At 67.3% G+C, this 26,360-nt stretch carries 17 protein-coding genes; 11 read left to right on the forward strand and 6 right to left on the reverse strand.

All coding sequences use genetic code 11. The features are described from left to right. Nucleotides 1–234 precede the first annotated feature (234 nt). Nucleotides 235–1,758, reverse strand: coding sequence for a leucyl aminopeptidase (locus J7I89_RS22830; RefSeq protein WP_214975304.1), 1,524 nt, complete (start codon nt 1,756–1,758; stop codon nt 235–237). Between the two features lie 256 nt (nt 1,759–2,014). Between J7I89_RS22830 and J7I89_RS22835 the strand changes: the two genes are divergently transcribed. From J7I89_RS22835 to J7I89_RS22855, 5 genes are all read left to right on the forward strand, one after another. After that, nucleotides 2,015–2,953 (forward strand): proteasome assembly chaperone family protein, encoded by a 939-nt coding sequence (locus J7I89_RS22835; protein ID WP_214975306.1) that lies wholly within the window; start codon nt 2,015–2,017, stop codon nt 2,951–2,953. A gap of 61 nt (nt 2,954–3,014) precedes the next feature. Further along, a complete protein-coding gene (locus tag J7I89_RS22840) occupies nt 3,015–4,355 on the forward strand; it encodes a nitrate/nitrite transporter (protein ID WP_214975308.1) in 1,341 nt (446 codons plus the stop codon). Nucleotides 4,356–4,443: 88 nt separating this feature from the next. Then, nucleotides 4,444–5,748 (forward strand): DUF4192 domain-containing protein, encoded by a 1,305-nt coding sequence (locus J7I89_RS22845; RefSeq protein WP_214975310.1) that lies wholly within the window; start codon nt 4,444–4,446, stop codon nt 5,746–5,748. A 61-nt stretch (nt 5,749–5,809) separates the two neighbouring features. Further along, nucleotides 5,810–7,000, forward strand: coding sequence for a winged helix DNA-binding domain-containing protein (locus J7I89_RS22850; RefSeq protein WP_308160012.1), 1,191 nt, complete (start codon nt 5,810–5,812; stop codon nt 6,998–7,000). 333 nt (nt 7,001–7,333) lie between these two features. Beyond that, the gene (locus J7I89_RS22855; protein ID WP_214975314.1) at nt 7,334–8,662 is read left to right on the forward strand and encodes an RNA polymerase sigma factor; all 1,329 of its coding nucleotides are present in this window, start codon (nt 7,334–7,336) and stop codon (nt 8,660–8,662) included. A 173-nt stretch (nt 8,663–8,835) separates the two neighbouring features. Here J7I89_RS22855 and J7I89_RS22860 read toward each other — a convergent pair whose 3' ends face one another. Beyond that, the gene (locus J7I89_RS22860) at nt 8,836–9,057 is read right to left on the reverse strand and encodes a hypothetical protein (RefSeq protein ID WP_056628651.1); all 222 of its coding nucleotides are present in this window, start codon (nt 9,055–9,057) and stop codon (nt 8,836–8,838) included. A gap of 225 nt (nt 9,058–9,282) precedes the next feature. Here J7I89_RS22860 and J7I89_RS22865 point away from each other — a divergent pair, with 225 nt between their 5' ends. Continuing rightward, entirely contained in the window at nt 9,283–11,391 is a 2,109-nt protein-coding gene (locus tag J7I89_RS22865; protein ID WP_214975315.1) for a type IIA DNA topoisomerase subunit B, read from the forward strand. A gap of 46 nt (nt 11,392–11,437) precedes the next feature. Here the strand turns inward: J7I89_RS22865 and J7I89_RS22870 are convergent, their stop codons facing one another. Both J7I89_RS22870 and J7I89_RS22875 read right to left on the reverse strand, forming a co-directional pair. Next, the gene (locus tag J7I89_RS22870; RefSeq protein WP_214975317.1) at nt 11,438–12,421 is read right to left on the reverse strand and encodes a M56 family metallopeptidase; all 984 of its coding nucleotides are present in this window, start codon (nt 12,419–12,421) and stop codon (nt 11,438–11,440) included. A 6-nt stretch (nt 12,422–12,427) separates the two neighbouring features. Next, complete coding sequence (locus J7I89_RS22875; RefSeq protein WP_214975319.1) at nt 12,428–12,814, reverse strand: BlaI/MecI/CopY family transcriptional regulator; 387 nt, start codon at nt 12,812–12,814, stop codon at nt 12,428–12,430. A 273-nt stretch (nt 12,815–13,087) separates the two neighbouring features. Between J7I89_RS22875 and J7I89_RS22880 the strand changes: the two genes are divergently transcribed. From J7I89_RS22880 to J7I89_RS22895, 4 genes are read left to right on the forward strand one after another with little or no spacing between them, the layout of a single operon-like run. Next, nucleotides 13,088–14,689, forward strand: coding sequence for a cytochrome ubiquinol oxidase subunit I (locus J7I89_RS22880; RefSeq protein WP_214975321.1), 1,602 nt, complete (start codon nt 13,088–13,090; stop codon nt 14,687–14,689). 18 nt (nt 14,690–14,707) lie between these two features. Then, nucleotides 14,708–15,757, forward strand: coding sequence for a cytochrome d ubiquinol oxidase subunit II (gene cydB, locus J7I89_RS22885; RefSeq protein ID WP_214975323.1), 1,050 nt, complete (start codon nt 14,708–14,710; stop codon nt 15,755–15,757). Between the two features lie 6 nt (nt 15,758–15,763). After that, nucleotides 15,764–19,222: a thiol reductant ABC exporter subunit CydD gene (cydD, locus tag J7I89_RS22890; RefSeq protein WP_214975325.1), complete on the forward strand. Its 3,459-nt coding sequence runs from the start codon at nt 15,764–15,766 to the stop codon at nt 19,220–19,222. A gap of 9 nt (nt 19,223–19,231) precedes the next feature. After that, entirely contained in the window at nt 19,232–20,224 is a 993-nt protein-coding gene (locus tag J7I89_RS22895) for a GNAT family N-acetyltransferase (RefSeq protein ID WP_214975327.1), read from the forward strand. Between the two features lie 254 nt (nt 20,225–20,478). On the opposite strand, the gene J7I89_RS22900 is transcribed toward J7I89_RS22895, so the two are convergent. Together J7I89_RS22900 and J7I89_RS22905 are read right to left on the reverse strand one after the other, a co-directional pair. Continuing rightward, the gene (locus J7I89_RS22900; RefSeq protein ID WP_214975329.1) at nt 20,479–20,997 is read right to left on the reverse strand and encodes a DinB family protein; all 519 of its coding nucleotides are present in this window, start codon (nt 20,995–20,997) and stop codon (nt 20,479–20,481) included. A 53-nt stretch (nt 20,998–21,050) separates the two neighbouring features. Beyond that, complete coding sequence (locus J7I89_RS22905; protein WP_214975330.1) at nt 21,051–23,576, reverse strand: DNA topoisomerase (ATP-hydrolyzing) subunit A; 2,526 nt, start codon at nt 23,574–23,576, stop codon at nt 21,051–21,053. A gap of 56 nt (nt 23,577–23,632) precedes the next feature. On the opposite strand from J7I89_RS22905, the gene J7I89_RS22910 reads away from it, so the two are divergent. Next, nucleotides 23,633–26,323, forward strand: coding sequence for a bifunctional GNAT family N-acetyltransferase/acetate--CoA ligase family protein (locus tag J7I89_RS22910; RefSeq protein WP_214975332.1), 2,691 nt, complete (start codon nt 23,633–23,635; stop codon nt 26,321–26,323). The last annotated feature ends 37 nt before the right edge of the window (nt 26,324–26,360 follow it).

Genomic DNA, 26,360 nt, shown 5'->3' on the forward strand with positions numbered 1-26,360 from the left:
GCTCCCTCGCGTGAACGATGACACGAGAGTACGCATCATCTGGTCTTGGAACTTGCTCTGCCGTGATTATGCCAGCAGGCCGGTTCCCTTTCATTTGTGACTACCGAGGTTCACCTTAGCGAACCACTTATCCATGCTCCACCTTGCCGCGACTTTTGTGGAGCGCTTGTGTCGAGTGTCACGCGGCTGTGTGGCAGACGGATCACGCCGCCCGCCACACAGCCGCGGCACCGGTCAGGCTCGGGCCAGTAGATCCTCGACGTAGGCCACCAGCGTGCGCACCGTGCAGCCCGTGCCCTGCTTGGGTGTGTAGCCGTAAGGCGCGCCGTTGTTGAACGACGGGCCCGCAATGTCGATGTGCGCCCAGGGGATCGGCTGGCCGTCCTTGCCCTTGCCCACGAACTCGCGCAGGAACACCGCCGCCGTCATCATGCCGCCGTGACGCTCGCCGATGTTGGCGAGGTCCGCCACCTGGGAGTCGAGGCTGGGCCGCAGCTCCTCCGGCAGTGGCATGGGCCAGATGAGCTCCCCGGCACGGTCCGCCGCCGCCTTGAGCGGGCCGGTGACGCTGTCCGCGCCCATGACGCCCGCGGTGCGGTTTCCGAGCGCTATCAGCTGGGCCCCTGTCAGCGTGGCGACGTCGATGATGGCGTCCGGGTATTCCTGGCTCGCCGCAACAATGCCGTCCGCCATGACCAGCCGGCCCTCGGCGTCGGTGTTAAGGACCTCGACGGTCTTCCCGCCGAACATCGTGAGGACGTCGGCCGGGCGGGACGCCGCGCCGGACGGCATGTTCTCCGCGATGCAGAGCCAGGCGGTTGCCTTGACCGGCAGGCCCAGGCCCGCGAGGGCCAGCACTGTATTAAGTACGACGGCGGCACCCGCCATATCGCTCTTCATGTCACCCATGCCGAGGGCCGGCTTGATGGAGATGCCCCCGGTGTCGAAAGTGATGCCCTTGCCCACCAGCGCGATCTTGCTGGTGGCCTTCGCCGGCGCATACTCCACCTTGACGAGGCGGGGCTGGCGGGCGGAGCCCTTGCCGACGCCCATGATGCCGCCGAACCCTTCTTTCTCAAGGCGCTTCTCGTCCCACACCGTGACCTTGACAGGCAGGCCCTTGGACAGTTCCTTGGCGGCGTCGGCGAAGGTTTCCGGGTAGAGGTGGCTCGGCGGCTGGTTCACCAGCGAGCGTGTGGCGTTGACGGCCCTGCCAAGGAGGCTGGCACGCTTGAGGGCGGGCTCGAGTTCCTTGTCGCCGGCCAGCTCGGTGAAAATGGCAACGCTGCTGACCGGATCCTTGAGGCCGTCCTTGGAGGACCGGTGCTCCGTGAACGAATAGGCTCCCAGCGCGGCGCCTTCGGCGACCGCCGCAACGTCGGCGACATCCGCCGTCGGGAATGCCAGCGTGACAGACGAGAGCCCGGCGAGCTGGCGGACGGCGGAGCCCGCAGCGCGGCGCAGCGCCTCGCCCGACAACCGCTGACCGTCGCTGACCTTGCCGACGCCCGCCAGCACCAGGACCCCGGAGCCCGTCTCGGGGAGTCCGGGAAGGCGGACGGCCTGGTCCGCGGCCCCGGTGATGCCAAGAACCTTCAACGAATCGGCCAATGCCTCGGCCGACTTCGCCGTCAACGGATTTTCGAGCAGGACGGGACCGTCCGCCCCCTGGCCGACGCCGATGACAACTGCGTCGCTGGCCGCCTTCTTCAGGTCCCGCGCAATGGCACTAAGGTTGATTTCAGTATTCTTGACCACGAGGATCAGTCCTCAATTCTCTGTGATTATCTCGGGCAGGAAGTGCATGTAAGGCGCCCTGCCATGGGTACCCGGCCGCCGTCCGTGTGGGAGGCCGCCGGCAGCAGCGGCCCTCAGTAAAGGCCAGTTCCGATCGTAGTCTCTCGGCGGCGCAGGAGCCGGATTGATTGAGAGCCGCGCCACAGCAGGATGAGGAATTCCGTATGCTGACTCAGCGTTATGGACATTAACCCTCCGACCACGAAAGGAACTCGCCGTGTTTGAACGGATTTCCGGCTCGCTGCTGGACCCCGACGCGCTCTATGCCAAAAACATTGAGCTGTTCCACAGCCCCGAATTGCGCGGGCTGAATCTGGTGATGGGCTTTACCGGTTTTGCCGACGCAGGCCATGTGGTCAAGCAGATCACGGCCGAGCTCCTCGACACCCTCGATTCCGAACTGGTTGCCGTGTTCGATGCCGACCAGCTGATCGATTACCGCTCCCGGCGGCCCCACGTGTCCTTCGTGGAGGACCATCTGCAGGACTACCAGGCGCCGAGCCTGGCGCTTTACCGTCTCGTGGACGGGCTCGGAAATCCGTTCCTGTTCCTTGCCGGATTTGAGCCGGACCTGCAGTGGGAACGCTTCGCCCGTGCCGTCGTGCGGATCGTGGAGGAACTGGACGTCAACCTGGTCACGTGGATCCACTCCATCCCCATGCCGGTGCCGCACACCCGTCCAGTGGGAGTGACCGTGCACGGCAACCGCCCCGAACTGATCGAGGGCATTTCGGTCTGGAAGCCGACCGTCGAAGTTCCGGCGGCAGTGGGGCATGTGCTGGAGCTCCGCCTGACCGACGCGGGACGCAACGTCGCCGGCTACGTCATCCACGTTCCACACTATCTCGCCGAGGCTGAGTACCCCACCGCGGCCGTGGCGGGGCTGGAGTACCTCGGCGCCGCCACCTCGCTGATGCTTCCCACGGACAGGCTCCGGGAATCCGGCCGCGAGGTGGGCCGGCAGATCGCCGAACAGATCGAGGCCTCGGAAGACGTCCAGCAGGTGGTGTCCAAGCTGGAGGCCCGGTACGACGAGAAGGCCGAGGGCACGGTGCGGCGGTCCCTGCTGGCAGACGAGAACGACGAACTGCCCGACGGCGATGCGCTGGGTGCGGCGGTGGAGGCCTATTTGGCCCGCGAAAATCCGACGCCATAATCTCGGTCACTAAAGCCCTGAATTAAATAGGACTTTTGCGGCGCCCGGGCATAATGAAGAGGTGACTGCACCCCGCGCCTGGCTTGTTTGGTCCATCGGCATTTTTTCGTACCTGGTGGCTGTGACCCAGCGTACGTCATTTGGCGTGGTCGGACTCGAGGCCACGGAGCGGTTCCACGCCAGCGCTTCGGCGATTTCGTTCTTCACGGTGCTGCAGCTGCTGGTGTACGCCGGGCTCCAGATTCCGGTGGGCGTGCTGGTGGACAGGTTCGGCTCCCGGGCGATGATTGCCGGCGGAGCCCTGCTCATGGGACTCGGCCAGCTGCAGCTTGCCTTCGCTGACAGTGTTCCGGCCGGTGTACTCGGACGCGTCCTGGTGGGCGCCGGCGATGCCATGACGTTCATCTCCGTCATCCGGCTGATCCCGCTCTGGTTCGCTCCCGCCCGGGTACCGCTGCTGACCCAGCTCACCGGCATGTCCGGGCAGCTCGGGCAGCTGATCAGCGTGGTGCCGTTCGCCTTCGTGCTGCACTCCGCCGGCTGGACGCCCGCCTTCCTGGCACTTGCGGGACTGTCCGGAGTAGCCGTCGTCCTGGTGATCCTGCTGCTGCAGGACCTTCCGCACGGCACCCCCGCCCAGCCGTCGACGAAGGGTCTGCGCGCCACCGGGGTGTCCCTTTCCCGGGCCTGGAAGCAGCCAGGCACCAGGCTGGGCCTGTGGAGCCACTTCACCATCCAGTTCAGCGGCACCGTCTTCGCCATGACCTGGGGGTATCCGTTCCTGATTTCGGCCCAGGGGCTCGATGCCGGCACGGTTGCCTCGCTCATGGCCCTCTATGTGGCGGGCGCCATCGGGGCCGGTCCGCTGATTGGACGCTTCGTTTCCCGCCACCCGCTCCGGCGCTCCACCATGGTTCTCCTCATTGCCGCCGCCACCGCCGCAGCCTGGGCGGCCGTGCTGCTCTACCCGGGACGCTCGCCCCTGTGGCTCCTGGCCGGCCTCGTGGTGGTGCTGGCCATCGGCGGGCCGGGGTCCATGATCGGCTTCGACTTCGCGCGCACGTTCAACCCGGCCCACCGGATCGGTACTGCCACGGGCATCGTCAACGTCGGCGGGTTCATCGCGGCGCTGGTGGCGATCTACCTGATCGGCGCGGTCCTGGACATCCTGTATGCCACGGGATTCTCCAACGGCGTGCTGTACGGCCTGGAGCCGTTCCGCGTCGCCCTGTGCGTGCACTTCCTGCTGATTGGGATCGGTTCCGTTGCCACGCTGGTGGTCCGCCGCAAAGTGCGCCGGCAGATGGCCGCCCAGGGCGTGGTGGTGCAGCCGCTGCTCAAAGTCCTGGCCGAACAGCGCAGGGCCAGGAACGCCCGGCGCGACGCGCCGTCCCGCGACTAGCTTTCTTTCGGCCGGCACTATCCCACCACAATTCACATATCGGAAGTCGGGCCTACCAGACGGTAACGGGCTGTCTCAGGCTGGAGGTATGACAGCACCCCAGCACCTCATCATCACCGGCCCCGAAGACATCCTGGGGTACGTTCCGCACAGCCTGGGATATTGGCCGTCCCGCAGCCTCGTGGCCATGACCATGCAGGGCAAACGCCTCGGAGCCACGCTCCGGGTGGATCTGCCCGTCTCCGGATCCAGCTGCGAACGGGAAGACTTCGCCCGGACCGTGGCCGGCTACCTGCTGGCCGACGACGACGCCGACGGCACCCTGCTGATGTTCTTCACGAATGACGGCTGGGCAGAGGAATGGCCGGAAGAGTCCGGGCCCGGAGACGTCGGCAGGCCGCTGCTGGCGGATCTTGAAACCGCCCTCGGACTGGCCGGAATGCCCGTGCGGGATGCCTGGTACGTCGGCGACGAGTACTGGCGCAACGCCTACTGCGCTGACGCCGGCTGCTGCCCGCTGCCCGGCCGTCCCGTCGCCGAGATCCGCGACAGCCGCCTCAACGCGGAGATGGTGTTCCTGGGCAGCAGTGTCGGGGCCCCGCCCGGTGCTGCCCCCGTCGAGGACCACATCGGGCCGGCGGCGCAGGATCCGGCCGTGGAGGCCGCCGAAGGGCGCTGGGCCGGCGAGCTTGTCAGCAGGCGGACCAGCCGGGCCCAGTTCGACAGGGTCCTGGACGCATGGGAACGGGTACTCGCCGCGGACCCCGGTGCCGAGCTCCCGACGGAAGTCGCCGGATTCCTGCGCGCTTGCCTGTGCGTCCCGTCGTGGCGTGACGCCGTCCTGGTCATGGTGGCCGCGGGACGAGCCGCAGCCGCGTTGGGCGCGGAGGAATTCGGGATCTTCTCGTCCCGTGCCAGCCCGCCGGCAGCCGGTCCGGCGCTGTCTGGTCCGGGCCTGCCTGATCTGTCTCTGGCCGGCCTGTCCGCGCCGGCGGGCCAGCCGGAGACCGATGCGGCTGGCGGCCGTGCGGATCAGGGGACTTCCCGCCGTCGCGACGCCGTGCCCGTGCCCGGATACGGCGAGGTCCTGCTGGGCCTGAGCCCGTCGGTGCCCGACTGGAACACGATGAGGCGCCTCGAAGAGGTGATGCTGCAACTGTCGTCCCGCGGCCCGGGTGAAGCACGGGCTGCGGCGCTGACGGCAAAGGGATGGATCGAATGGTGCCGGGGGAGGGGATCCTTCGCCCACGCTTCGCTGAGCCAGGCATTGGAGGCCTTCCCGGGATACAGGCTCGCGGATCTGCTTTCCGAAGTGGTCCGCCGGGGAACCATCTGCGGGTGGGCGAGTCGCCGCGAGGCGGCCTGGCAGAAGTTCGGGACGGACGCCGCATAATGTCCCGTGACCACTGATGTCCTCACGCGGGTCGGCCGGCGGGCGGCGATAGTATGTGCCCGTGGCTGACAGCGTTTCGAAGGGCGACGCCATCGCGTTTCGCCTTGGCGCCCACCATCTCACCGAACGGTTGGGCGAAGGCGGGCTGCTCGACGCCGCCGGCCGGTGCGGGGTCCAGAACAGCCCGCCCGGGTCTGGGTTGCTTGCCCTGCACGCCAGGGTGCGAAACCTCACGCAGGAACAGGTGGCCGGCGCAGTCGCCGAGGAGAAGAGCCTGCTGCAGACCTGGTGCATGCGCGGCTCGCCGTTCTACTTCCCGGTCTCGGACGCACCGGTATTCACCACCGGCGTGCTGCCGCCGACCGAGAAGGCGATGCGCCACCTCGTTCCCGGCGTCGAGCAGGCGTTGGACAAACTTGACATGACCCTGACCGAGACGGTCGGACTAGCCGGCGCCGAGATCGGTGGCGTGCTGTCCGGGCGCAGGCTCGCCATCAACGGGCTGGGCGCGGAGATCGCCGCGCGTATTGCCCGCAGGCTGCCGAAGCGTCAACGCGACATCTGGGAGGAACAAGGTCCCTACGCCCCGGGGCAACCGCTCGGGGAGGGTGTCGTACATTTCTGCGTCCGCATCCTCGCGTTGCAGCGAGTGGTCTGCTTCGCGCCCCGCGCCGGGAACACAGCACCGTTCGTCCTGGTCGACGAGTGGCTCGGCCATCCGATCCCGGACACCGACCCGGACCTCGCGCGCGCCGAACTGCTTCGCCGCTACCTGCGCTGCTACGGACCGTCGACACGCGGAGGGTTTGCCGCGTGGGCGGGGATCCATGCCGTTGACACCGGCCCGTGGTGGCGCCTGGTCGAGGACGAGCTGACGCAGGTCGAGTTCGGCGGCACGTCATGGATCCTCACCGAGGATCTCGACGCACTGCGGTCGGCACTGATGCCGAAGGGGGTGCGCCTGCTCCCGGCGCGTGACCCTTATACCCAGATGCGCGACCGCGAAACGATCGTCGACAAGAAGTACCACCCGGAAGTGTGGAAGACGGTCGGCGAACCGGGCACGGTTCTCGCAGGCGGCGAAATCATCGGCACATGGCGTCCACGCAAGAGCGGGCGGAAGCTGACCATCACCATCAAGACGTTCGGCTCGCTGCCGGATCGGGACAAGAAGTCGCTACATTGTGAGGCCGAGCAGGTCGCGCCGCTGCGGGACGCGTCGTCCGTGGACGTCGGGTTCGACACCTACTGACAGGACAACGCCGTCACGCCGACAGGCAGAAACCGTCAGGGGTGCCGAACCGGCGCGACGGATCCGCGAAAGGGGAGCCGCGGCACCGGCGTATTACAGCCCCAGCGGCCCTGACTGCGAAAAGCATGAGACAATGGTTGCCGAGACCCGGTTGGGTCCGTGAATCAGTGCTTGCAATGGACCCCGGAAACGGGAACATTGCGGCCGCCCCGGCAGTTCTACTTAATGGCTCTGTCGGCCGCGGTTGCACCTGATGTCAATCACGGACTTGACAGGGTCATAGTGGTGTTGCCCGTATGGTGATTCCACAGACCGCCGCTAGAAAGGTTTTCTGTGACCCCGTCTTCCGCGAAGAAGGAACCCGCCGCCCAGGCCGATGCGTCTGCCGAGGAGAAGAAGGCGGCAACAAGCGCCAAGCGTGCAGCTACCCGCGCCGCCAACAAGGCTGTCAAGGATGCGGCAATCGCCGGTGGCGGTGATGTGACGTCCGCCGCCAAGCCCGAGCCGAAGAAGCGCGGCCCGAAGCCCGGTGCCAAGGCCGCCGCCGAGGCTGCCGGAAGCCGTTCGACATCGGACGATGACGTCGATGAAGTCGACGAAGATCTCGAAGATGTGTCGCCGGATGCCGCCGATCTTGTTGAAGAAGGCGACGAAGCCGGTAAGGGTGCCGCCGCGCCCACCGGCTCTGGATTTGTCTACTCCGATGCCGACGACGACGACGCCCCTGTCCAGCAGGTCATGTCCGCCGGCGCTACCGCCGACCCCGTCAAGGATTACCTGAAGCAGATCGGCAAGGTCGCCCTCCTCAACGCCGAGCAGGAGGTTGACCTCGCCCTCCGGATCGAGGCCGGACTCTTCGCCGAGGAGAAGATCAACGCCGACGACGGTTCCATGGATCCGAAGTACAAGCGTGAGCTTGAGTTCATCATTCATGACGGCAAGCGCGCCAAGAACCACCTCCTTGAGGCGAACCTCCGCCTCGTGGTGTCACTGGCCAAGCGCTACACCGGCCGCGGCATGCTCTTCCTTGACCTCATCCAGGAAGGAAACCTGGGCCTCATCCGTGCCGTCGAGAAATTCGACTACACCAAGGGCTTCAAGTTCTCGACCTACGCCACGTGGTGGATCCGCCAGGCCATCACCCGCGCCATGGCGGACCAGGCCCGCACCATCCGTATTCCGGTCCACATGGTCGAAGTCATCAACAAGCTCGCCCGCGTGCAGCGCCAGATGCTTCAGGACCTCGGCCGCGAACCCACGCCCGAAGAGCTGGCCCTCGAGCTGGACATGACCCCTGAAAAGGTTGTCGAAGTCCAGAAGTACGGCCGCGAACCGATTTCCCTCCACACGCCGCTCGGCGAGGACGGGGATTCCGAGTTCGGCGACCTCATCGAGGACTCCGAAGCCGTGGTTCCGGCCGATGCCGTGAGCTTCACGCTGCTGCAGGAACAGCTTCACTCGGTGCTGGATACGCTGTCCGAGCGCGAGGCCGGAGTGGTGGCCATGCGCTTTGGCCTCACGGACGGCCAGCCGAAGACTTTAGACGAAATCGGCAAGGTCTACGGTGTCACGCGTGAGCGTATCCGCCAGATCGAATCCAAGACCATGTCCAAGCTGCGGCACCCGTCGCGGTCTCAGGTCCTGCGGGACTACCTGGACTAGAAGCCTGCAGAGCCAGTAGCTTCTGAACCAGGAGCCATTGGACTGGACGCCAAAGCCAGGGCCGCCACCGGATAATCCGGTGGCGGCCCTGGCTTGTGCTTTGGGGCAGAAAAAAGCCAGGGTCCCTTGCCGGGAGCCCTGGCTTTTTGCTTCGCGCTTTTCAGCTGCTGGGTCTAGTCGACCGGTACCGGTGCCTTCTCGTGAAGCCGGCCCGTCTCGTCGTGCCAGTCCGAGCTCAGCGGCTTGAGGGTCGCTTCGACGGCACGTGAATGGTGAGCGCAGAAGAGCAACTCGCCTCCGGAGGACTCGAGTACAACCCGGACGTATGCCTGCGCACCGCAACGGTCGCACCGGTCAGCAGCGGTGAGTGTGCGGTCGGCAACTGCTGTTGTCATGTCGGCCTCCTTAGTAGATCTGTACATCTATATAACCAGCATTCGCAGCCAAACCATGGCAAGGATGTGTCACTTTCGCTGTCCGCGTATCACGTCTGCGTAACGAACTGGGGCCGACTGACGCTCAGGCGGGAGTGGCAGCAGGGTGAAACGGCCCCGCAGGACTAGGCTAGAGGGAGCTTTTTAACGCCTTAGCAGGCCCGTCGCTGAAGGAGTTCACGACCTGTGACACCGAGTTCTGATTACACCGCCCGCCACCTTTCGGTGCTGGAGGGCCTGGAGGCGGTCCGCAAGCGCCCGGGCATGTACATCGGTTCAACGGATTCCCGGGGGCTGATGCACTGCCTCTGGGAAATCATCGACAACTCCGTCGATGAGGCGCTGGCGGGCTTTGGCCACGACATCAAGATCATCCTGCACGCGGACAACTCCGTGGAGATCCACGACGACGGCCGCGGTATCCCCGTGGATGTGGAACCCAAGACCGGCCTGACCGGCGTCGAGGTCGTCTTCACCAAGCTCCACGCCGGCGGCAAGTTCGGCGGCGGCTCCTACACCGCGTCCGGCGGCCTGCACGGCGTGGGCGCCTCGGTGGTCAACGCGCTCTCCGCCCGGCTCGACGTCGAAGTGGACCGCGGAGGCAAGACGTACAAGATGTCCTTCCGCCGGGGCGAGCCCGGCCGGTTCAAAGACAGCGGACCGCGGCCCGATCCCGCCGCCGATTTCGCCGCGTTCGTGGACGATTCCGTGCTCGACGTCGTGGGCAAGGCCAAGCGGGGCGTGACCGGAACGCGCATCCGCTACTGGGCGGACCGGCAGATCTTCACGCCGGACGCCAAGTTCTCCTATGAGGAACTTGCCGCCCGCGCACGCCAGACGTCCTTCCTGGTGCCGGGCCTGAAGCTGACGGTGCGGGATGAACGCAAGCTCGCCGGCACCCCGGGTGAGCTGGGCCCGCACGAGGAAGTGTTCCACCACGACGGCGGCATCTCGGAGTTCGCGGAATTCCTCGCGATCGACGCCGGCGTGACGGACGTCTGGCGCCTGCACGGCGCCGGGAAGTTCAAGGAAACCGTCCCCGTGCTGGACGACAAGGGCCACAGCAAGCTGGCGGAGGTCGAGCGGGACTGCGAAGTGGACGTCGCGCTGCGCTGGGGGATCGGCTACGACACCACGGTCCGCAGCTTCGTCAACATCATCTCCACCCCCAAGGGCGGCACGCACCAGGCCGGCTTCGAGCAGGCCCTGGTCAAGACCTTCCGCAAGGCCGTGGAGACCAACGCCAGGAAGCTGAAGGCCGGCAACGACAAGATCGAGAAGGACGACATTTTTGCCGGCCTGACCGCCGTCCTCACAGTCAGGCTCGCTGAACCGCAGTTCGAGGGGCAGACGAAGGAGATCCTCGGCACCTCGGCGGTCAAGGCGATCGTGGCCAGGGTGGTGGAACGCGAGATCGCGGCCAAGCTCAACTCGGCGAACCGCAACGACAAGGCACAGTCTGCGCTGCTGCTGGAGAAGATCGTCAGCGAGATGAAGTCGCGCATCTCGGCCCGCGTCCACAAGGAGACGCAGCGCCGCAAGACCGCGCTCGAGACGTCGTCGATGCCCACGAAGCTGGCGGACTGCCGCACCGACGACGTCGCCCGCTCGGAACTGTTCATCGTCGAGGGCGATTCGGCCCTCGGCACCGCGAAGCTTGCGCGGTCCTCCGATTTCCAGGCCCTGCTGCCCATCCGCGGCAAGATCCTGAACGTCCAGAAGGCCTCGGTGGGGGACATGCTCTCCAACGCTGAATGCGCCGCCCTGATCCAGGTGGTCGGAGCCGGTTCGGGGCGCAGCTTCGCGATCGAGGCCGCCCGCTACGGCAAGGTGATCCTCATGACCGACGCCGACGTGGACGGGGCCCACATCCGCACGCTGCTGCTCACGCTTTTCTTCCGCTACATGCGCCCCATGGTGGAGCAGGGCCGGGTGTTCGCGGCGGTGCCGCCGCTGCACCGCGTGGAAGTCATCAACCCGGGCCAGAAGGCCAACGAGATGATCTACACCTACTCCGAGGCGGAGCTCCATGCCCTCCTGGCCAGGCTCGCCAAGGACGGCAAGAAATACAAGGAGCCGATCCAGCGCTACAAGGGCCTGGGCGAGATGGACGCCGAGCAGCTGGCCGAAACCACCATGGATCCGCGGCACCGCATGCTCCGCAAGGTCAACATCGAAAACGCCCAGCATGCGGAAGCCACGTTCGATCTGCTGATGGGATCCGACGTCGCGCCGCGGAAGGACTTCATCATCGCCGGCGCCGCCAGCCTGGACCGCGACCGCATCGACGCCTGAGGCCCGCGGGCGGGCCGGGCACACTCAGCTGGGAACCCAGGCGCAGTCAGCCGAGCAGGCCGGGCACAATCAGCAGCGCGGTGGGCATGGCCAGCAGCAGCACACAGACCGCCACCACTGTGGCCCGGAGACCGACCGGAAGCGGGGGCCGGGGCGAGAGAAGGCGGCTGACGCGTGACGCCGTCGTGCTTGCCGAACCGGAGCCGGCGGCGCCGTCCGGCAGCTGCAGGCCCGCGCCGGGAAGTCCGCCCGGGCCCAGGGGTGCCGCCTGCGGAACGGCGGAGCCGCTGGCGACGATCGCTATGGCCTTGATCAGCGTTGCCTTGCTTTCGGTCCTGAGTGCGACGTCGTCGGCGAGCATCTCGATCAGGGAGTTGACGGCTTCCTGGGCGAGGCGCGTGGTGGGCAGCCAGGGCAGGGCCTGGCGCCAGGCCGCGAACGCCCACAGCAGCAGGTGGTGGCGCTGGTTCAGGTGGGCGTTCTCGTGAATAAGGACCGCACGGAGCTCCGCCGGTTCCAGGGCCGCCATGAGTCCGTCGGAGAGCACTGTGACGGATCGCGCCCCGCCGGGCAGGCAATACGCCACCGGTGAATCATGGTTGATCACCACCGTGCCCGTGCCGTCCGCGGAGGGCGAGGCCAGCAACGCCAGCAGTTCACGGTGGCGCCGGCGCTGCCGTTCGATCTTGTAATACGTCAGCAGCAGCGTGAAGACGAGGTGCGCCGTCAGCAGGGCGGCCGCGGAGAGCGCAAACAGATGCCAGAAGCCCAGTGACGTGGTGGGTGCGTTGTACAGCACCATCCCGGCGAGGGCCCGCAGCCCGGCGATTAGGTTGTCCCCGACCGGTTCGAGGCCGTAGACCAGCATGGCACCGATCATCGACAGGCCACCGGCGAGGCCGATGACCTGCCACAGCAGCATGGCCGTGAAGGGATCCCGGGCCGGCCAGTGGGCGCGGGAAAGGAGGATAGGCACCGGCCAGGCCAGCACTATCGCGAGGACCGCCAGGAAGTATGAGGTCCAGAACATCTGCCGCTAGCTGTGGCCAAGCAGTTTGCGCAGCGTCTCGGCTTCACTTTCGGTCACGGATCCGATGAACCGCGCCAGAACGGCCTCACGGTCCGGGGCGGATCCCAGCACTTCGTGCATGAGCTCGGCGGTGTGGTCCTCGCGGCTGGATACCGCCTGGTAGCGGTGGGGCCGCATGCCGCGTTCGCGCTCCACCAGGCCCTTCTTCTCCAGGCGCGACAGCACGGTCAGGACAGTGGTGACCGCCAGGTCCTTGCCCTCGTGCCCTGCTGCGCCGCCGTGGGCCGCCGTGCTTTGTGCGAGCATGTCCCGCAGCGTGTTGGCGGTGGCTGCTTCGTGGCCCGCCCAGAGCAGGTCCATGACCGCCCGTTCCAGTTCCCCAAGACTTGCCATGTGTACATCCTTTTGACAACGCAATGCTGTGGGGCCGGCTGGCCCCTTGCTTGATTCCAATTCTTCAAGTTCAAATCTAGCGTGTTTGCGCTGTTCTTTCTACATGAAGTAGAAGGAGCGGCGCGCCACGGCTCATTGCAGCCCGGCCCGGCCGGTGTAACGATGTTTACAGCGTCGGACGCCGTGTTCTACACTCTGTAGAAGTTGAAGTTCTACGTTACGTAGAAACAGCGCTTGATAGAGCTTGAGACCTAGCCAAAAGTAGGGACCGCCTTGGAAGCCTTGGAAATCGCACGCTGGCAATTCGGGATCACCACCGTCTACCACTTCATGATGGTGCCGCTGACGATCGGCCTGGGCCTCGTCGTGGCAGTGATGCAGACCATCTGGCACCGGACGGGCAACCCGGCCTACCTGCGGATGACGAAATTCTGGGGCAAGCTCTTCCTCATCAACTTCATCATGGGCGTGGCCACCGGAATCGTGCAGGAATTCCAGTTCGGCATGGCGTGGAGCGAGTACAGCCGCTTCGTGGGCGACGTCTTCGGCGCTCCGCTCGCCCTTGAAGCGCTGCTGGCGTTCTTCGTCGAATCGACCTTCCTGGGCCTCTGGATCTTTGGCTGGAAGCAGCTCAAGCAGGGCGTCCACCTGGCCTGCCTGTGGATCGCCGTGATCGGATCCTTCTTTTCCGCGTACTTCATCATCGTGGCCAACAGCTGGATGCAGCACCCGGTGGGCGTCGAGATGATCGACGGCCGGCCGGTCATGACCGACGCCTGGGCCGTTTTCACCAACAACACCGCACTCGTGGCCGTGCCGCACACCCTCTTCGGCGCACTCGCCGTGGCCGGCGGGTTCCTGCTCGGCATCGCCTGGTACCACCTCTGGCGGCGGCGCAGGGACGGCATCGACACCGTCGGAGCCGACGGCAAAGTCATCCCCGGCGCTGCCGACATTCCGGGCCGGGACCTTACCGACCACACCGTCTGGTTCCGCTCGTTGCGGATCGGCGCCGTCGTCGCCATGATCTCCTTCGCCGGCACTGCGCTGACCGGCGACCTGCAGGGAAAGCTGATGTTCGAACAGCAGCCGATGAAAATGGCCGCCGCCGAAGCCGCCTGCCACGACGGAACGGGCTTCTCGGTCCTCAGCGTCGGCAACCTCGGCGCCCGGAACTGCGACGACATCGTGGCGCTGATCGAGGTCCCCGGCATCCTCTCCTACCTCGCCAAGGGCGACTTCACCACCGAGGTGAAGGGCGTCAACAGCCTGCTGGACCAGTACAAGGCCGACTACGGCACGCACCTGCCGAACGATCCCATCTACGGCGAGCGGGCCGGCCAAGAGATCGAATACGTCCCAGTCATGGAGGTCACCTACTGGGGGTTCCGCATGATGATCGGCTTCGGCGGAGTGGCGGCCTTGGCTGCGCTCCTGGCCCTCTGGATCACCCGGAGCGGCACCGTGCCGGAGTCCCGCTGGCTCATGCGGCTGGCCGTGTTCGGCATCCTGGCCCCGTTCGGTGCGAACGCCGCGGGCTGGATCTTCACGGAAATGGGCCGGCAGCCGTTCGTGGTGGCACCCAACCCCGACCTCAACGGCATCGACCAGGTGTTCATGTTCACCGCCGCGGCAGTTTCCCCCGGGGTCTCCGCCGGCGAGATCCTCACGTCGCTGATCGTGCTCACCGCCATCTATGCGGTGCTGCTCGTGGTGGAAGTGAAACTCCTCGTCAAGTACGTCCGCGGCGGCGTCGTTTCGGCCATGCCCGAACTGGTCCACGCACCCGTTGACGAGAACGAGGACGGCACGCCGGGCCCGGGCGGGCCGGGGAAGTCCGGAACAGCCGACGACGTCCTGGCATTCGCCTACTAAGAGCTGAGGATCAAGAGCATGGAACTGCTGCCGACTATCTGGTTCATCGCCATCGCCGTCCTGTGGACCGGCTATCTCTTCCTCGAGGGTTTCGACCTGGGCGTGGGAATGCTGATGAAGATCTTCGCCCGCAACAACACCGAGCGCCGCGTGCTGCTCAACACGATCGGGCCGGTGTGGGACGGCAACGAAGTCTGGCTCCTGACCGCGGGCGGCGCCACCTTCGCCGCCTTTCCGTTCTGGTACGCCTCGCTGTTCTCGGCCCTGTACCTGCCCCTCCTGGTCGTCCTGGTTGCACTGATCTTCCGCGCCGTTGCGTTTGAGTACCGCGGCAAGGTGGACACCGACCGCTGGCGCAACACGTGGGACTGGGCCATAGCCGTCGGCTCCTTCGTTGCCGCCTTCGGAGTGGGGGCCGCCCTCGCGCTGACCACAACGGGCCTGCCCCTGGACGCCAACGGGGACCGCGACGGCGGCCCGTTCTCCTGGTTCAGTGGATACGCTCTGCTCGGCGGCTTCGCGGTGGCAGCGTTCGCCCTGCTGCATGCGCTGGCTTTCCTGGCGTTGAAGACCGACGGCGATGTCCGGCACCGTGCCCGGCGCTGGTTTGTGCGGCTGCTGCCCGTCCTGCTCCTTCCGCTGGCCGGCTGGGCCGTCAGCGTCCAGCTGCTCAGCGGCGAGGCCTGGACGGTGGCAGTCCTCGCCGTCGCGGTCGTTGCGGCCGCTGTCGCCTGGTTCCAGGCCCGAAGCGGCAACGAAGGCCGGGCCTTCCTGGCAGTCGGCGTGTTCCTGCTGTGCGGTTCTGCCTCCATCTTCGGAGCAGTGTTCCCCGTGGTCCTTCCGTCAACCATTGATCCTGCGTTCAACCTGACCATCTCAAACGCCTCATCGTCCGACTACACGCTGGGCCTCATGAGCATCGTGGCGTGCGTCGGACTGCCGCTGGTCATCGCCTACCAGGCCTGGACCTACTGGGTGTTCCGCCGCAGGGTCAGCGCAAAGCACATCCCGGACGCGCACAGCTTCCTTCCGGCGATTGCCGCCAAGGCCTTCACCAGGAATGACTAACCGGCCGTGAAACCGCAGTTCCCTGCAGGCCCGTCAACACGCCGGGCACTCTACGGCCTTGGCCTGCTCGCAGCGCTGAAGGCCCTGTCCCTGGTGCTCATGGGCCAGGCGGTCGCATCCGTCCTGGCGGGCCTCATGATGAGGGATCCCGCGTGGGCGGACCAGCTGGGCTGGGGGGCGGCCGGCGTCCTCCTCCGCTCCCTGACGGTCTGGGCCCAAGGAGTCGCCGCACGCCGGGCAGCCCTTGGCGTCAAGGAGGAACTGCGCTCACAGCTCCTCGAAACGGCGCTCCGCAACGGTGTCCGCGAGGCGGGCCCGGCCGACGGCGGACTGGCCGTGCTCGCGACCCGGGGGCTGGATACCCTGGACAGCTACTACACCCAGTACCTTCCTGCGCTGGTGAATTGCGCCGCCATTCCGTTGCTGCTGGGCGGCCGGATCCTTTTCGCCGACTGGGTCAGTGCCGTGGTGATCGTGCTGACGGTTCCGCTCGTGCCGGTGTTCATGGTTCTGATCGGCCGCTACACGGAGGACAAGGTCCGCGACGCGCAGGCGGCACTGTCCCGGCTCTCTGCGCACATGCTCGAGCTCGCCAAGGGGCTGCCGGTGCTGGTGGGCCTGGGCCGTGCTTCTGTCCAGCGGCGGGCCCTGGAGGAAATCTCCGAGGAGTACAGGTCGCGGACCATGGGAACCCTCCGGACCGCATTTCTCTCCGCCCTGGCCCTGGAGCTGATCGCCACGATTTCGGTGGCAGTCGTGGCCGTCTTCATCGGCGTCCGGCTGGTCCATGGCGACATGGCCCTCGAGGCCGGCCTGCTCGCGCTGATTCTGGCGCCGGACTGCTACCTGCCCCTCCGCGAGCTGGGAACGGCACACCACGCAAGCGACGACGGCAGGGCCGCCCTCACGGAAACAACAGCGGTGCTGGAAGCACCCGAGCAGCGGCGCCTGCAGCAAGTGCAGTCGGATCCGCCGGGGCGAGTCGGCCCCGCTGACCTGACTGTGCGGGAGCTGACCGTCAGCTATGCGGGGAGGCAGGGGCCCGCCGTCGGCCCCCTCAGCTTCTCGGCACCGGCCGGCCTGGTCACCGCGCTGCACGGCCCCAGCGGAACGGGCAAGAGCACGGTTCTTGGCGTCCTGGCCGGCACGGTCGGCTCCGGGGGAGACACCGAAGTCAGCGGCGAAGTCGGCGGCTTTGCTGCCGGGGACGTTGCCTGGGTGCCTCAGCATCCGGTCATGGTGGCGGAGACGGTGCAGGACGAGATCCTGCTGTACCTGACAGCCAACGGCCCGGCAGCCAACGGCCCGACAGCCGCAGCGAACGCCGGGGCATCGGCCGCTGAAGTGCTGCGCTGCCTTTCGGCTGCCGGCGCAGGGCACCTGGCCGGGAAGCATCCGGCCGAACTGAGTCCCGGCGAGCTGCGCCGCGTCGCGCTTGCCCGCGGACTGGCCCGCATCGAAGCAGGCGCCACGGTGCTCCTGCTGGACGAACCCACTGCGCACCTGGACCGGGCATCAGCCAACGTGGTCCATGACGCCATCCGCGCGCTGTGCGGCCGGGCCACCGTGATCTTGGTTGCCCATGACCGCCAGACACGCGAGCTCGCCGACGAACTGGTTTCGCTCGCGGGAACGCCTCATCCTGCCAGCGCCGGCACGGGCGCAACGAGCGTCACGACCGGCCGTGCGGACTTCGCGCCCGGCATGACGGGGGCGTCGGCTGCTATTGCTGGCCCCGGCGCCGCGCAGACTGCCGCCGGCGCCCAGCTTACCGCCGTCGAGCGGGCGGGCACGCCAACGCTCCTGGGCCGGCTGCTCGCACCGGTGGGCGGCAGGTTCGCTGCCGCCGGTATCGTGGGCATCCTGGCCGCCCTCTTTGCCATAGCCCTCTCCGGCCTGTCGGGCTGGCTCATCCTGCGGGCCAGCGAACAGCCGCCCATCCTGTACCTGCTGACGGCCATCGTGGGTGTCCGGTTCTTCGGAATCGGCCGGGCGGTCCTGCGCTACTGCGAACGGCTCCTGGTGCATGAAACCGTCTTTGCCTCACTGACCATCCTGCGGGGCACTCTCTGGGAGTCGCTGAGCCAGCGGGCACTGTCCCTCCGGCGCCTCCTGCAGGGCGGCAACGTGCTGGGTGCCATCATTGACGACGTCGACACCGTCCGGGACCTGCTGCCGCGGGTTGTCCTTCCGCCGGTCACAGCGCTGGCCGTCGCGGCGGCCGCCGCCGGCACGTCGGCCTGGATACTGCCGGCCGCCCTGCCCGCCGTTCTCGCCACGGCGGTGGCAAGCCTGGCGGCGGCACCGGCGGCCGCGCTGGTTGCGGACCGGATGTCGGCGGGGACGGAGCAGCGCTTGCGTTCCGGAGTCCTCCGCCGCATCGCCGCGGCGCTCGACGCCAGGGCCGAACTGCATGCCAACGGCGCGTCACTGCCCGTGCTCGGCGACATCCGTTCGCAGGACCGCGCAGCAACCCGCGCCGCCCAGCGCTCGGCATGGGCCGAAGGACTCGGCCAGGCCATTACGGTCGCCGCCTGCGGCGCCGGCGCGCTGGCCACTGCCGTCATGGCGGCACCACAGGTGCTGGCAGGGAACGTCGCGGCGCCGACCGTCGCCGTCGTCGTCCTGCTGCAGCTGGCGCTCGTGGAACCGTATGCGGCCATGACGACGGCGGTACGCCAGTTTCCGGCACTGCGCGCCGTGCTGCGCCGCATCGGCGAGTCCGGCGTCCTCAGCCCCGGGGGGCCGGACGCGACGACGCCCGTCAAGCCAGGCGCCCGCCCGGGCGGCCGTCCCGGCATGGAACTGGCAGGACTGTCCGCGGCGTGGCCCGGCGGCAGAACCGTCTTCAGCGGACTCTCGGCCGTCGCGGAACCTGGCCGCTGGCTTGCGGTCACAGGTCCGTCCGGTGCCGGCAAATCCACGCTGCTGGCCGTGGCACTCGGCTTCCTCCCGCCCACCGGGGGAGGCATCGCCGTCACCGGCACCGCGGCGTGGTGCCCCCAGGAGGCCCACCTCTTTGATTCCACGGTGCGCGGCAACCTGCTGCTCGGACGCCGGGAGCAGCAGGCCGCGGGCGGGGAGGACGCCGAACGGGACATGCAGGACGCGCTCGCTGCTGTCGGCCTCGCACCGCTCGTGGCCCGGCTGGAGAACGGCCTGGACACGCGGATCGGCCCGGGCGGCGCATTCCTCAGCGGCGGCGAACGCCAGCGGCTGGCCGTTGCCCGGACCCTGATGACAAGGGCTGACGTGATCCTGCTCGACGAGCCCACAGCGCACCTTGACGCCGAGTCGGGCCGGGAGCTCATGGCGGACCTCCGGGCCGGACTGAGCTCCCGGACGGTGGTGCTGGTGACGCACAACCCCGCCGATATCAGCCCTCACGACGCACTTCTTGCCCTCGGCGGAGACGGCCAACCGGACGCGGACGGGGTGATGGCGCGCTCACTTTCCGCCGGTTAGCCTGTTGCCATGACGCACAACGATGTTGCTGCCCCCTGCGCCGTTGACTATCCGGCGCTGCAGTGGCGGAACGCCGAGACCGGGGATCTCGACTCGTGGGCGGCGCTGATCGCCCGCACCGCAGCCGTGGAGAAGCCCGTGTGGTTTGAGCACCGCGCCGAACTGGAGCAGCTCATGGAGTCCCGGAACAACCCGCCCGGGCCCAACACCGTGCTGGGAATCGACCCCGGCGGAGTCCCGCGGGCGTACGCGCGCATCTCCAAGAACAAGGACGGCGAGAAGGCGCACGGGTTCGGCTGCGTCGATCCGCAGTGGCAGCGCCGCGGCGTCGGATCCGCCCTCCTCGGGTGGCTTGAGGCCCGGACCCGGCAGCGGTTCGCCGAGGATACTGGCACCGCCCCCAAGCTCAGGATTTTCATGGAGCAAAAGCAGCAGCACCAGGCCGCGCTCCTGGCCAGGAGCGGCTACCACGTGGTCCGGTACTTCAATGAAATGCACCGGCCGCTGACAGAGCCGCTGCCCCAGGTGGTCCTGGATGCCAGCCTGGAGCTGGTGACCATGGGGCCGGAGATGAGCGAAGCCGTGCGGCTGGCGCACAACCAGGCCTTCGCCGACCACTGGGGCAGCGAGCCACGCGACGAGGAATCGTGGAGGTTTACCGTCAACGACCCCCTGGCCCGCCCCGACCTCAGCGCAGTCGTGCTGGAAGCACGCACGGGCGATGTTGCAGGCTACCAGCTGGCCAGCCACGACCCCGAGAGCGCGGCGACCCGCGGCTTCAGCGAAGGCTACACCGAGCTCTTGGGCGTGCGCCGCGAATTCCGTGGGCGGGGCATTGCGCAGGCCCTGCTGGCGGATGCGATGCGCCGGTTCGCGGACGCGGGCATGGACAAGGCGTCACTCGATGTGGACTCCGAAAACCCGACGGGTGCGCTGGCGCTGTACCTCAAGATGGGGTATCACCCAGTCAACCAGAGCATGGCCTGGGACAAGGCCCTCTGAAGCGAGTGCCGGAGCTGGCTCCACCTGCCGCGGGAGAGACCGTGGAGCCAGCCCTTTACGGCAGTGTCCCCCCAAAGGCGAAGACCGTTCAAGCCGCCCCCCAAAAGGTTTGACAGACACTCCCATGCCAAAGACTATGCACCGGCGTGGTAGCAGGCAATGGTCCGGGCGCAATGACTTGTTTAGTGACAGGTTTAGTGACGAATTTAGTGCTCTTTAGTGACTTGTTTGGTGACTTTTTCCAGACGCGTCGGTCAGCCGTCGACGTCGTGGAGGTGATGGACAACGTCGTGCAGGAAATACTGCGACAGAGTCAGGACCGTGAACTCCGAGCCGTTGCTGCGGAGCCCGGTCCTGCCCCATTGCGATTCCTGCACGCGGGCGAAGGAGGCAGCCACCTGCTCGCCTTCGGCGGTGAGTTCGGCGCTCACCACGGCGGCGTCCGCGTTGGCGTAATCCTTCTCGACAGCCGTAGCGTCCTGGTCCCAGTTCTCAAACTGCGCACCGTCCTGGCTGAGCATCAGGTTCAGTCGCTGGTCGAAGAGGCTGAAGACATCGCGGACGTGGCAGGAGTACTCCAGCGCCGACCACGTCGTGTCATCGGGGCGTTCGGTGGCATCCGGCCGGCGGAGCACGGCGCGCCAGCGGGGCAGCATGTTTTCGATGCTGCCGGGAACAGTGGCCGGCGTAACAGTGGAGGCATCAAATCCGCAGTCGCTGCACGGGCGGGACAGGACCCACGTCCAGTCTTTTTCATCGGGGATGATAGGCATGGCAGTAGTCTAGGCCCGATGCGGCAGTGCGCCGTGACGGCGCGGCGCGCCCGTCAGGCGGGCTGGTCCGCCGCCCAGGTCATGCTGGGCCCGATCGCCTCCACCGCCTGGGACAGCGGAATGCCGGAACCGTCGCGCCGTCCGTGCTCCTGGGGCAGGGAACGGGCAACCCCCGCGAGGGACGAGGCTTTCGCCGGGCCGTGGCCCGCCCACGCCTGCAGCAGCGTGTCTTCCCCCTTGAGGAACCGGTGCGCCCGGACCCCGCCGGTGGCGCGGCCCTTGACGGGGTATTCGGAAAAAGCCGTGACCTTCGCGGCTCCCGGCGCGGTGCCCGGAAGGGCGCCGTCGGTCCCGGAAATCGTGACGACGACGGCGGCGTCGTCACCGGGTGCGACGGCGCCGAAGAACATCACGTCGTCGTCGGGCGCGAGCTTGATGCCGGCCATGCCGCCTGCCGTCCGGCCCTGCGGCCGGACGTTGGCGGCACTGAACCGCAACAGCTGGGCCTGCCGGGTGAGGAAGACGAGGTCGGCGTCCTCGGATCCCGCCGGGGAAACGCCCACCACGGTGTCCTTGTCCTTGAGCGCGATGACCTCCCAGTCCTCGCGGTTCAGGGGGTAGTCCGGCTGGACCCGCTTGACCACGCCCTGGGCGGTCCCGATCGCCAGCACCTCGTCCAGCGGCGCGAAGGCCACGAGGGATTCGCCCTTGAGCAATGTGATGAAGTCCCTGGCCGGCACCCCGCCTGCCAGGTTGGGCAGCCCGGACATCGGCGGCAGGACCGGCATGTCCATCACCTGGATGCGCAGCATGCGCCCCTGCGAGGTGACTGCTGCGATCTCGCCGCGGGCCGAGGTCTTGACCACGGAATGGAACACATCGTGCTTCGAGCGCGGCCCGGTTTCCGCGAGGCTGTCCTGGTTGGAGGTGCGGGCAATCTGGCCCGACGCCGTGAGGATGGCCCAGCAGGGATCGTCCGCGATTTCGAGGGCCAGCGGGGCAGCCTTGCCCTTGACGCCTGCCTTGCTCTGGACGCCGAGGGCCGCAGCTGCGACAGTGGGGGAGACGGCCTCGGATTCGAGGAGGACGGTACGCCGCGGGGTGCCGTACTTCTCCGCGATTTCCGCCAGTTCGCCGGAGACCAGCTCGCGGAGCAGTTCGTCGGAAGCGAGGATGGCTTCGAGTTCCTCGATCTCCCGGCGGAGCTGGTCCTGCTCCTTTTCGAGTTCGATCCGGGAGTATTTGGTCAGCTGGCGGAGCCGGAGCTCCAGGATGTAGTTGGCCTGGATCTCGGAGAGGTCATAGATGGACATCAGCCGTTCCCGGGCCGCCGACGCCTCGTCGGAGGACCGGATGATCTGGATGACCTCATCGATGTCCACGATGGCAATGAGGAGGCCCTCCACCAGGTGCAGGCGGTCCTTCTTCTTGCCGAGCCGGAAGGCCGTCCGGCGCCGCACCACGTCGATCCGGTGGTCCACGTAGACGGTCAGCAGCTTGAGCAGGCCAAGGGTCTGCGGCTGGCCGTCCACCAGCGTGACGTTGTTGATGCCGAAGGAATCCTCCATCGGCGAGTAGCGGTAGAGCTGCTGGAGCACCGCGTTCGGGTTGAACCCGTTCTTGAGCTCGATCACGAGGCGCAGGCCGTGCTTGCGGTCGGTGAGGTCCACGATGTCGCTGATGCCGGTGAGCTTCTTGCCGTTGACGGCGTCCTTGATCTTCTCGATCACCTTTTCCGGACCCACCATGTAGGGAAGTTCGGTGACCACCAGGCCCGTGCGGCGGGCGGAGAGCTGTTCCACCTCCACCTTGGCGCGCGTCTTGAAGGACCCGCGGCCGGTGGCGTAGGCGTCGCGGATGCCTTCCAGGCCGACAATCCGCCCGCCGGTGGGAAGGTCCGGGCCGGGGACGAACTGCATGATGTCCTGGAGCGTGGCATCGGGGTTGGCGATGAGGTGCCGCGCCGCCGAAATGACCTCCACGAGGTTGTGCGGGGCCATGTTGGTGGCCATGCCGACGGCGATGCCCGTGGCTCCGTTGACCAGCAGGTTGGGGAACGCCGCCGGCAGGACGTCCGGCTGGGTGAGCTGGTTGTCGTAGTTCGGGACGAAGTCCACCACGTCTTCGTCGAGATGGTCCGTCAGCGTGAGCGCTGCGGCCGCGAGGCGGGCCTCCGTGTAGCGCGGCGCGGCCGGGCCGTCGTCGAGCGATCCGAAGTTGCCGTGGCCATCGATCAGCGGAAGCCGCAGCGAGAAGTCCTGGGCCATGCGGACCATGGCATCGTAGATGGCGGTGTCACCGTGCGGGTGGAGCTTGCCCATGACTTCGCCCACCACGCGGGCGCTCTTGACGTGGCCCCGGTCCGGCCGCAGGCCCATCTCGCTCATCATGTACAGAATGCGCCGCTGGACCGGCTTGAGGCCGTCCCGGGCGTCGGGCAGGGCCCGTGAGTAGATGACCGAATAGGCGTACTCGAGGAACGAGCCTTCCATCTCGGAAGTAACGTCTATGTCAACGATGTTTTCGACGTAGTCCTGGACGGTTTCCCCTGCGGGGGCTGAATTTTGGCGGCGGGCCATGGGGCTGGTAAATCCTTTTTGGGGTGCACTTCGGGAGTCTTGGCTAGGCTAAGCCTATGGTGGATCAGCCCGCGGACGGCGTATATCCGGAATATTGGGAAGCCGATGTCGTCCTGCGGGACGGCGGGACGGCACATTTGCGCCCCATCCACCCCTCCGATTCCGACGCCGTGCAGGCGTTCCACACGGGCCAGTCGCAGAACTCCATCTACATGCGGTTCTTCGCGTTCAAGGCCAGGCTCTCGAACAAGGAGCTCAAGCGGTTCACGGAGGTGGATTACCGGGACCGCGTGGCCCTGGTGATCACCATCGGCGGGGACATCATCGGGATCGGCCGCTACGACCGCCTGGACGATCCGGCGGAGGCGGAAGTGGCCTTCAACATCGCCGACGCCCACCAGGGCCGCGGCATCGGATCCATCCTCCTGGAGCATCTGGCGGCAGCCGCCCGGGAAAACGGGATCCGCCGGTTCAGCGCCGAGGTCCTGCCCGAGAACCGCAAGATGCTGATGGTCTTTTCCGATGCGGGTTACGACGTCAAGCGCCATTTCGACGACGGCGTGGTGAGCTTGGAGTTCAACATCGACCCCACGGACAAATCGCGCGCCGTGATGGAATCCCGGGAGCACCGCGCGGAGGCGAGGAGCGTGCAGGACCTGCTGGCGCCGTCGTCGGTGGCTGTGATCGGCGCCAGCCGAAAATGGGGGAAGGTGGGGTACCAGTTCCTCGAGCACATCATTGAAGGCGGCTTCACGGGGCCTGTCTACGCCATCAACCCGGAGGCGTTTGAGCTTGCCGGGATGCTGTCCTTCGGCCGGCTGTCCGAAGTGCCCGGTCCCGTCCAGCTGGCCATCGTCGCCGTTCCGTACGACGAAGTCCCCAAGGTGGTGGATGAATGCGCAGCCGCCGGCGTCAAGGGAGTCCTGGTGGCCTCCGCGGGCTTCACTGAGGACGGTGAGCGCGGCCTGGCGCGGCAGCGGGACCTTGTTCGGCAGGCCAGGGCCAACGGCATGCGGGTGATCGGCCCTGCGTCACTGGGCATCGTCAACACCAATCCGGCCGTCTCCCTCAACGCCTCCATGGCGCCCGGCCTGGCCCGGCGCGGCGGACTGGGGCTGTTCAGCCAGTCCGCGGCCATCGGGGTGGCGCTCTACGCGGCGTCCAGCCGCCGCCGCGCCGGAATCTCCACCTTCCTCTCCGCCGGTAACCGGGCGGACGTTTCCGGCAACGACATGATGCAGTTCTGGGAGGACGACGCCGACACCACCGCCGTGGGCCTGTATCTGGAGTCGATCGGCAACCCGCGCAAGTTCTCACGGCTGGCCCGCCGGCTTGCCCTGACCAAGCCCGTCATAGTGGCCAAGTCCAATTCCATGGGCCTCCAGCTTCCGCCCGGGCATGCCGTGCGGACCACGCAGGCCCCCGCCGGCGCCTTGGACGCGATGATGCGCCAGGCGGGCGTGATCCGCGTGGAGACCATCGAACAGCTCATGGACGTGGCGCAGATCGTGTCCGGCCAGCCACTGCCCAAGGGCGCCGGAGTGGCGGTCTTCAGCAACTCGGGGGCGCTGGGGAAGGTGGTGGCGGACAGTGCGTCCGCCCATGGCCTTGGCGTGGAACAACTTGTAACGGAGCTAAACCTCGACGCCGGCATGTCGCTCGCGCTGCCGGCCCTGCGGGACAGGCTGCGGGCGGTCCTCGCCATGGAGGCCGTGCACGCGGCGGTGGTGGCGTTCCTGCCGGCCCGCGGACTGACCGTGGACAACATCGCACGGGTCTTGGCTGAAAGTTCGGCCGAGGCGGGAAAGCCCGTGGTTGCGGCGTTCACCGGCATCCTGGACCCGTCCGTGTATGTGGAGGGCATGGTGGGGGAGGACGCCGGAACGTCGCCGGTCCCGTGCTACTCCAACCCAGGGGCGGCCGTCGCGGCCCTGGCTTCCGTTGTGCGTTACGCCGAGTGGGCAGGCCGGGCCCAGGGCCTCTTTGCCGAGCCTGACGGGTGTGATGGGGACGCCGCCCATGCGGATCTGGAGAGGCTGCTGGCGGACGTCCGGGGTGAACAGCTGAAGGAACTGGATTCCGCGGACGCCGCCCGACTGCTGGGTCATTACGGTATCCGCGTGCTGCCTGCCGCCGGCTTCGATACTGCCGACGAGGCCGTGGAAGCAGCCGCAAAACTGGGTTGGCCGGTGGCGCTCAAGACCACCGATCCGACGCTGCGGCACAGGCTGGACCTGGGCGGCGTGCGGCTGGACATCCAGGACCCGGACTCCCTGCGGTTGAACATCCTCCAGATGCGCCGCTCCCTTGAGCCCTACGGATCGTCCTCCTTGGAGGTCCAGACGATGGCGCCGGTGGGCCAGGCCTGCACATTCCGCGCCATCGAGGATCCGCTGCTGGGGCCGGTGGTCTCCTTCGGGCTGGCGGGTGACGCCGTGAACCTGCTGGACGACTGGGCCCACCGGGTGCCGCCGCTGTCCGCCGCCGACCTCCGCGAGTTCATCCGCAGCCCCCGGGCGTCCCGCAAGCTGTTCGGCTACCAGGGCCTGCCCGCGGTCGACGTCGCCGCCCTCGAAGACCTTGCCGCCCGCCTCGCACGTCTCAAGGACGCCCACCCGGAAATTGCGCTCGTGGAGTTCAACCCGGTCCTGGCCACTCCCCGTGGGGCATTCATCCTGGCCGCCGACGTCCGGATCGGCAACGCGGCACAGCGCACCGACAGCGCACGGCGGGCCATGCGCAGTTGACGCTTAGTTAGCATGTGCCAAGCCGATCTGTGAAAAT

This window comes from Arthrobacter sp. ISL-5 (genome assembly GCF_018613835.1).
Lineage (GTDB): Bacteria > Actinomycetota > Actinomycetes > Actinomycetales > Micrococcaceae > Arthrobacter.

What these genes read in the sequence shown, in the direction of transcription:
- J7I89_RS22900 (WP_214975329.1), bottom strand. Translation starts at nt 20,997, where the DNA reads ATGCCTATCATCCCCGATGAAAAAGACTGGACGTGGGTCCTGTCCCGC.
- J7I89_RS22905 (WP_214975330.1), bottom strand. Translation starts at nt 23,576, where the DNA reads ATGGCCCGCCGCCAAAATTCAGCCCCCGCAGGGGAAACCGTCCAGGAC.
- J7I89_RS22895 (WP_214975327.1), top strand. Translation starts at nt 19,232, where the DNA reads ATGACGCACAACGATGTTGCTGCCCCCTGCGCCGTTGACTATCCGGCG.
- J7I89_RS22875 (WP_214975319.1), bottom strand. Translation starts at nt 12,814, where the DNA reads ATGGCAAGTCTTGGGGAACTGGAACGGGCGGTCATGGACCTGCTCTGG.
- J7I89_RS22870 (WP_214975317.1), bottom strand. Translation starts at nt 12,421, where the DNA reads ATGTTCTGGACCTCATACTTCCTGGCGGTCCTCGCGATAGTGCTGGCC.
- cydB (WP_214975323.1), top strand. Translation starts at nt 14,708, where the DNA reads ATGGAACTGCTGCCGACTATCTGGTTCATCGCCATCGCCGTCCTGTGG.
- J7I89_RS22845 (WP_214975310.1), top strand. Translation starts at nt 4,444, where the DNA reads ATGACAGCACCCCAGCACCTCATCATCACCGGCCCCGAAGACATCCTG.
- J7I89_RS22910 (WP_214975332.1), top strand. Translation starts at nt 23,633, where the DNA reads ATGGTGGATCAGCCCGCGGACGGCGTATATCCGGAATATTGGGAAGCC.
- J7I89_RS22860 (WP_056628651.1), bottom strand. Translation starts at nt 9,057, where the DNA reads ATGACAACAGCAGTTGCCGACCGCACACTCACCGCTGCTGACCGGTGC.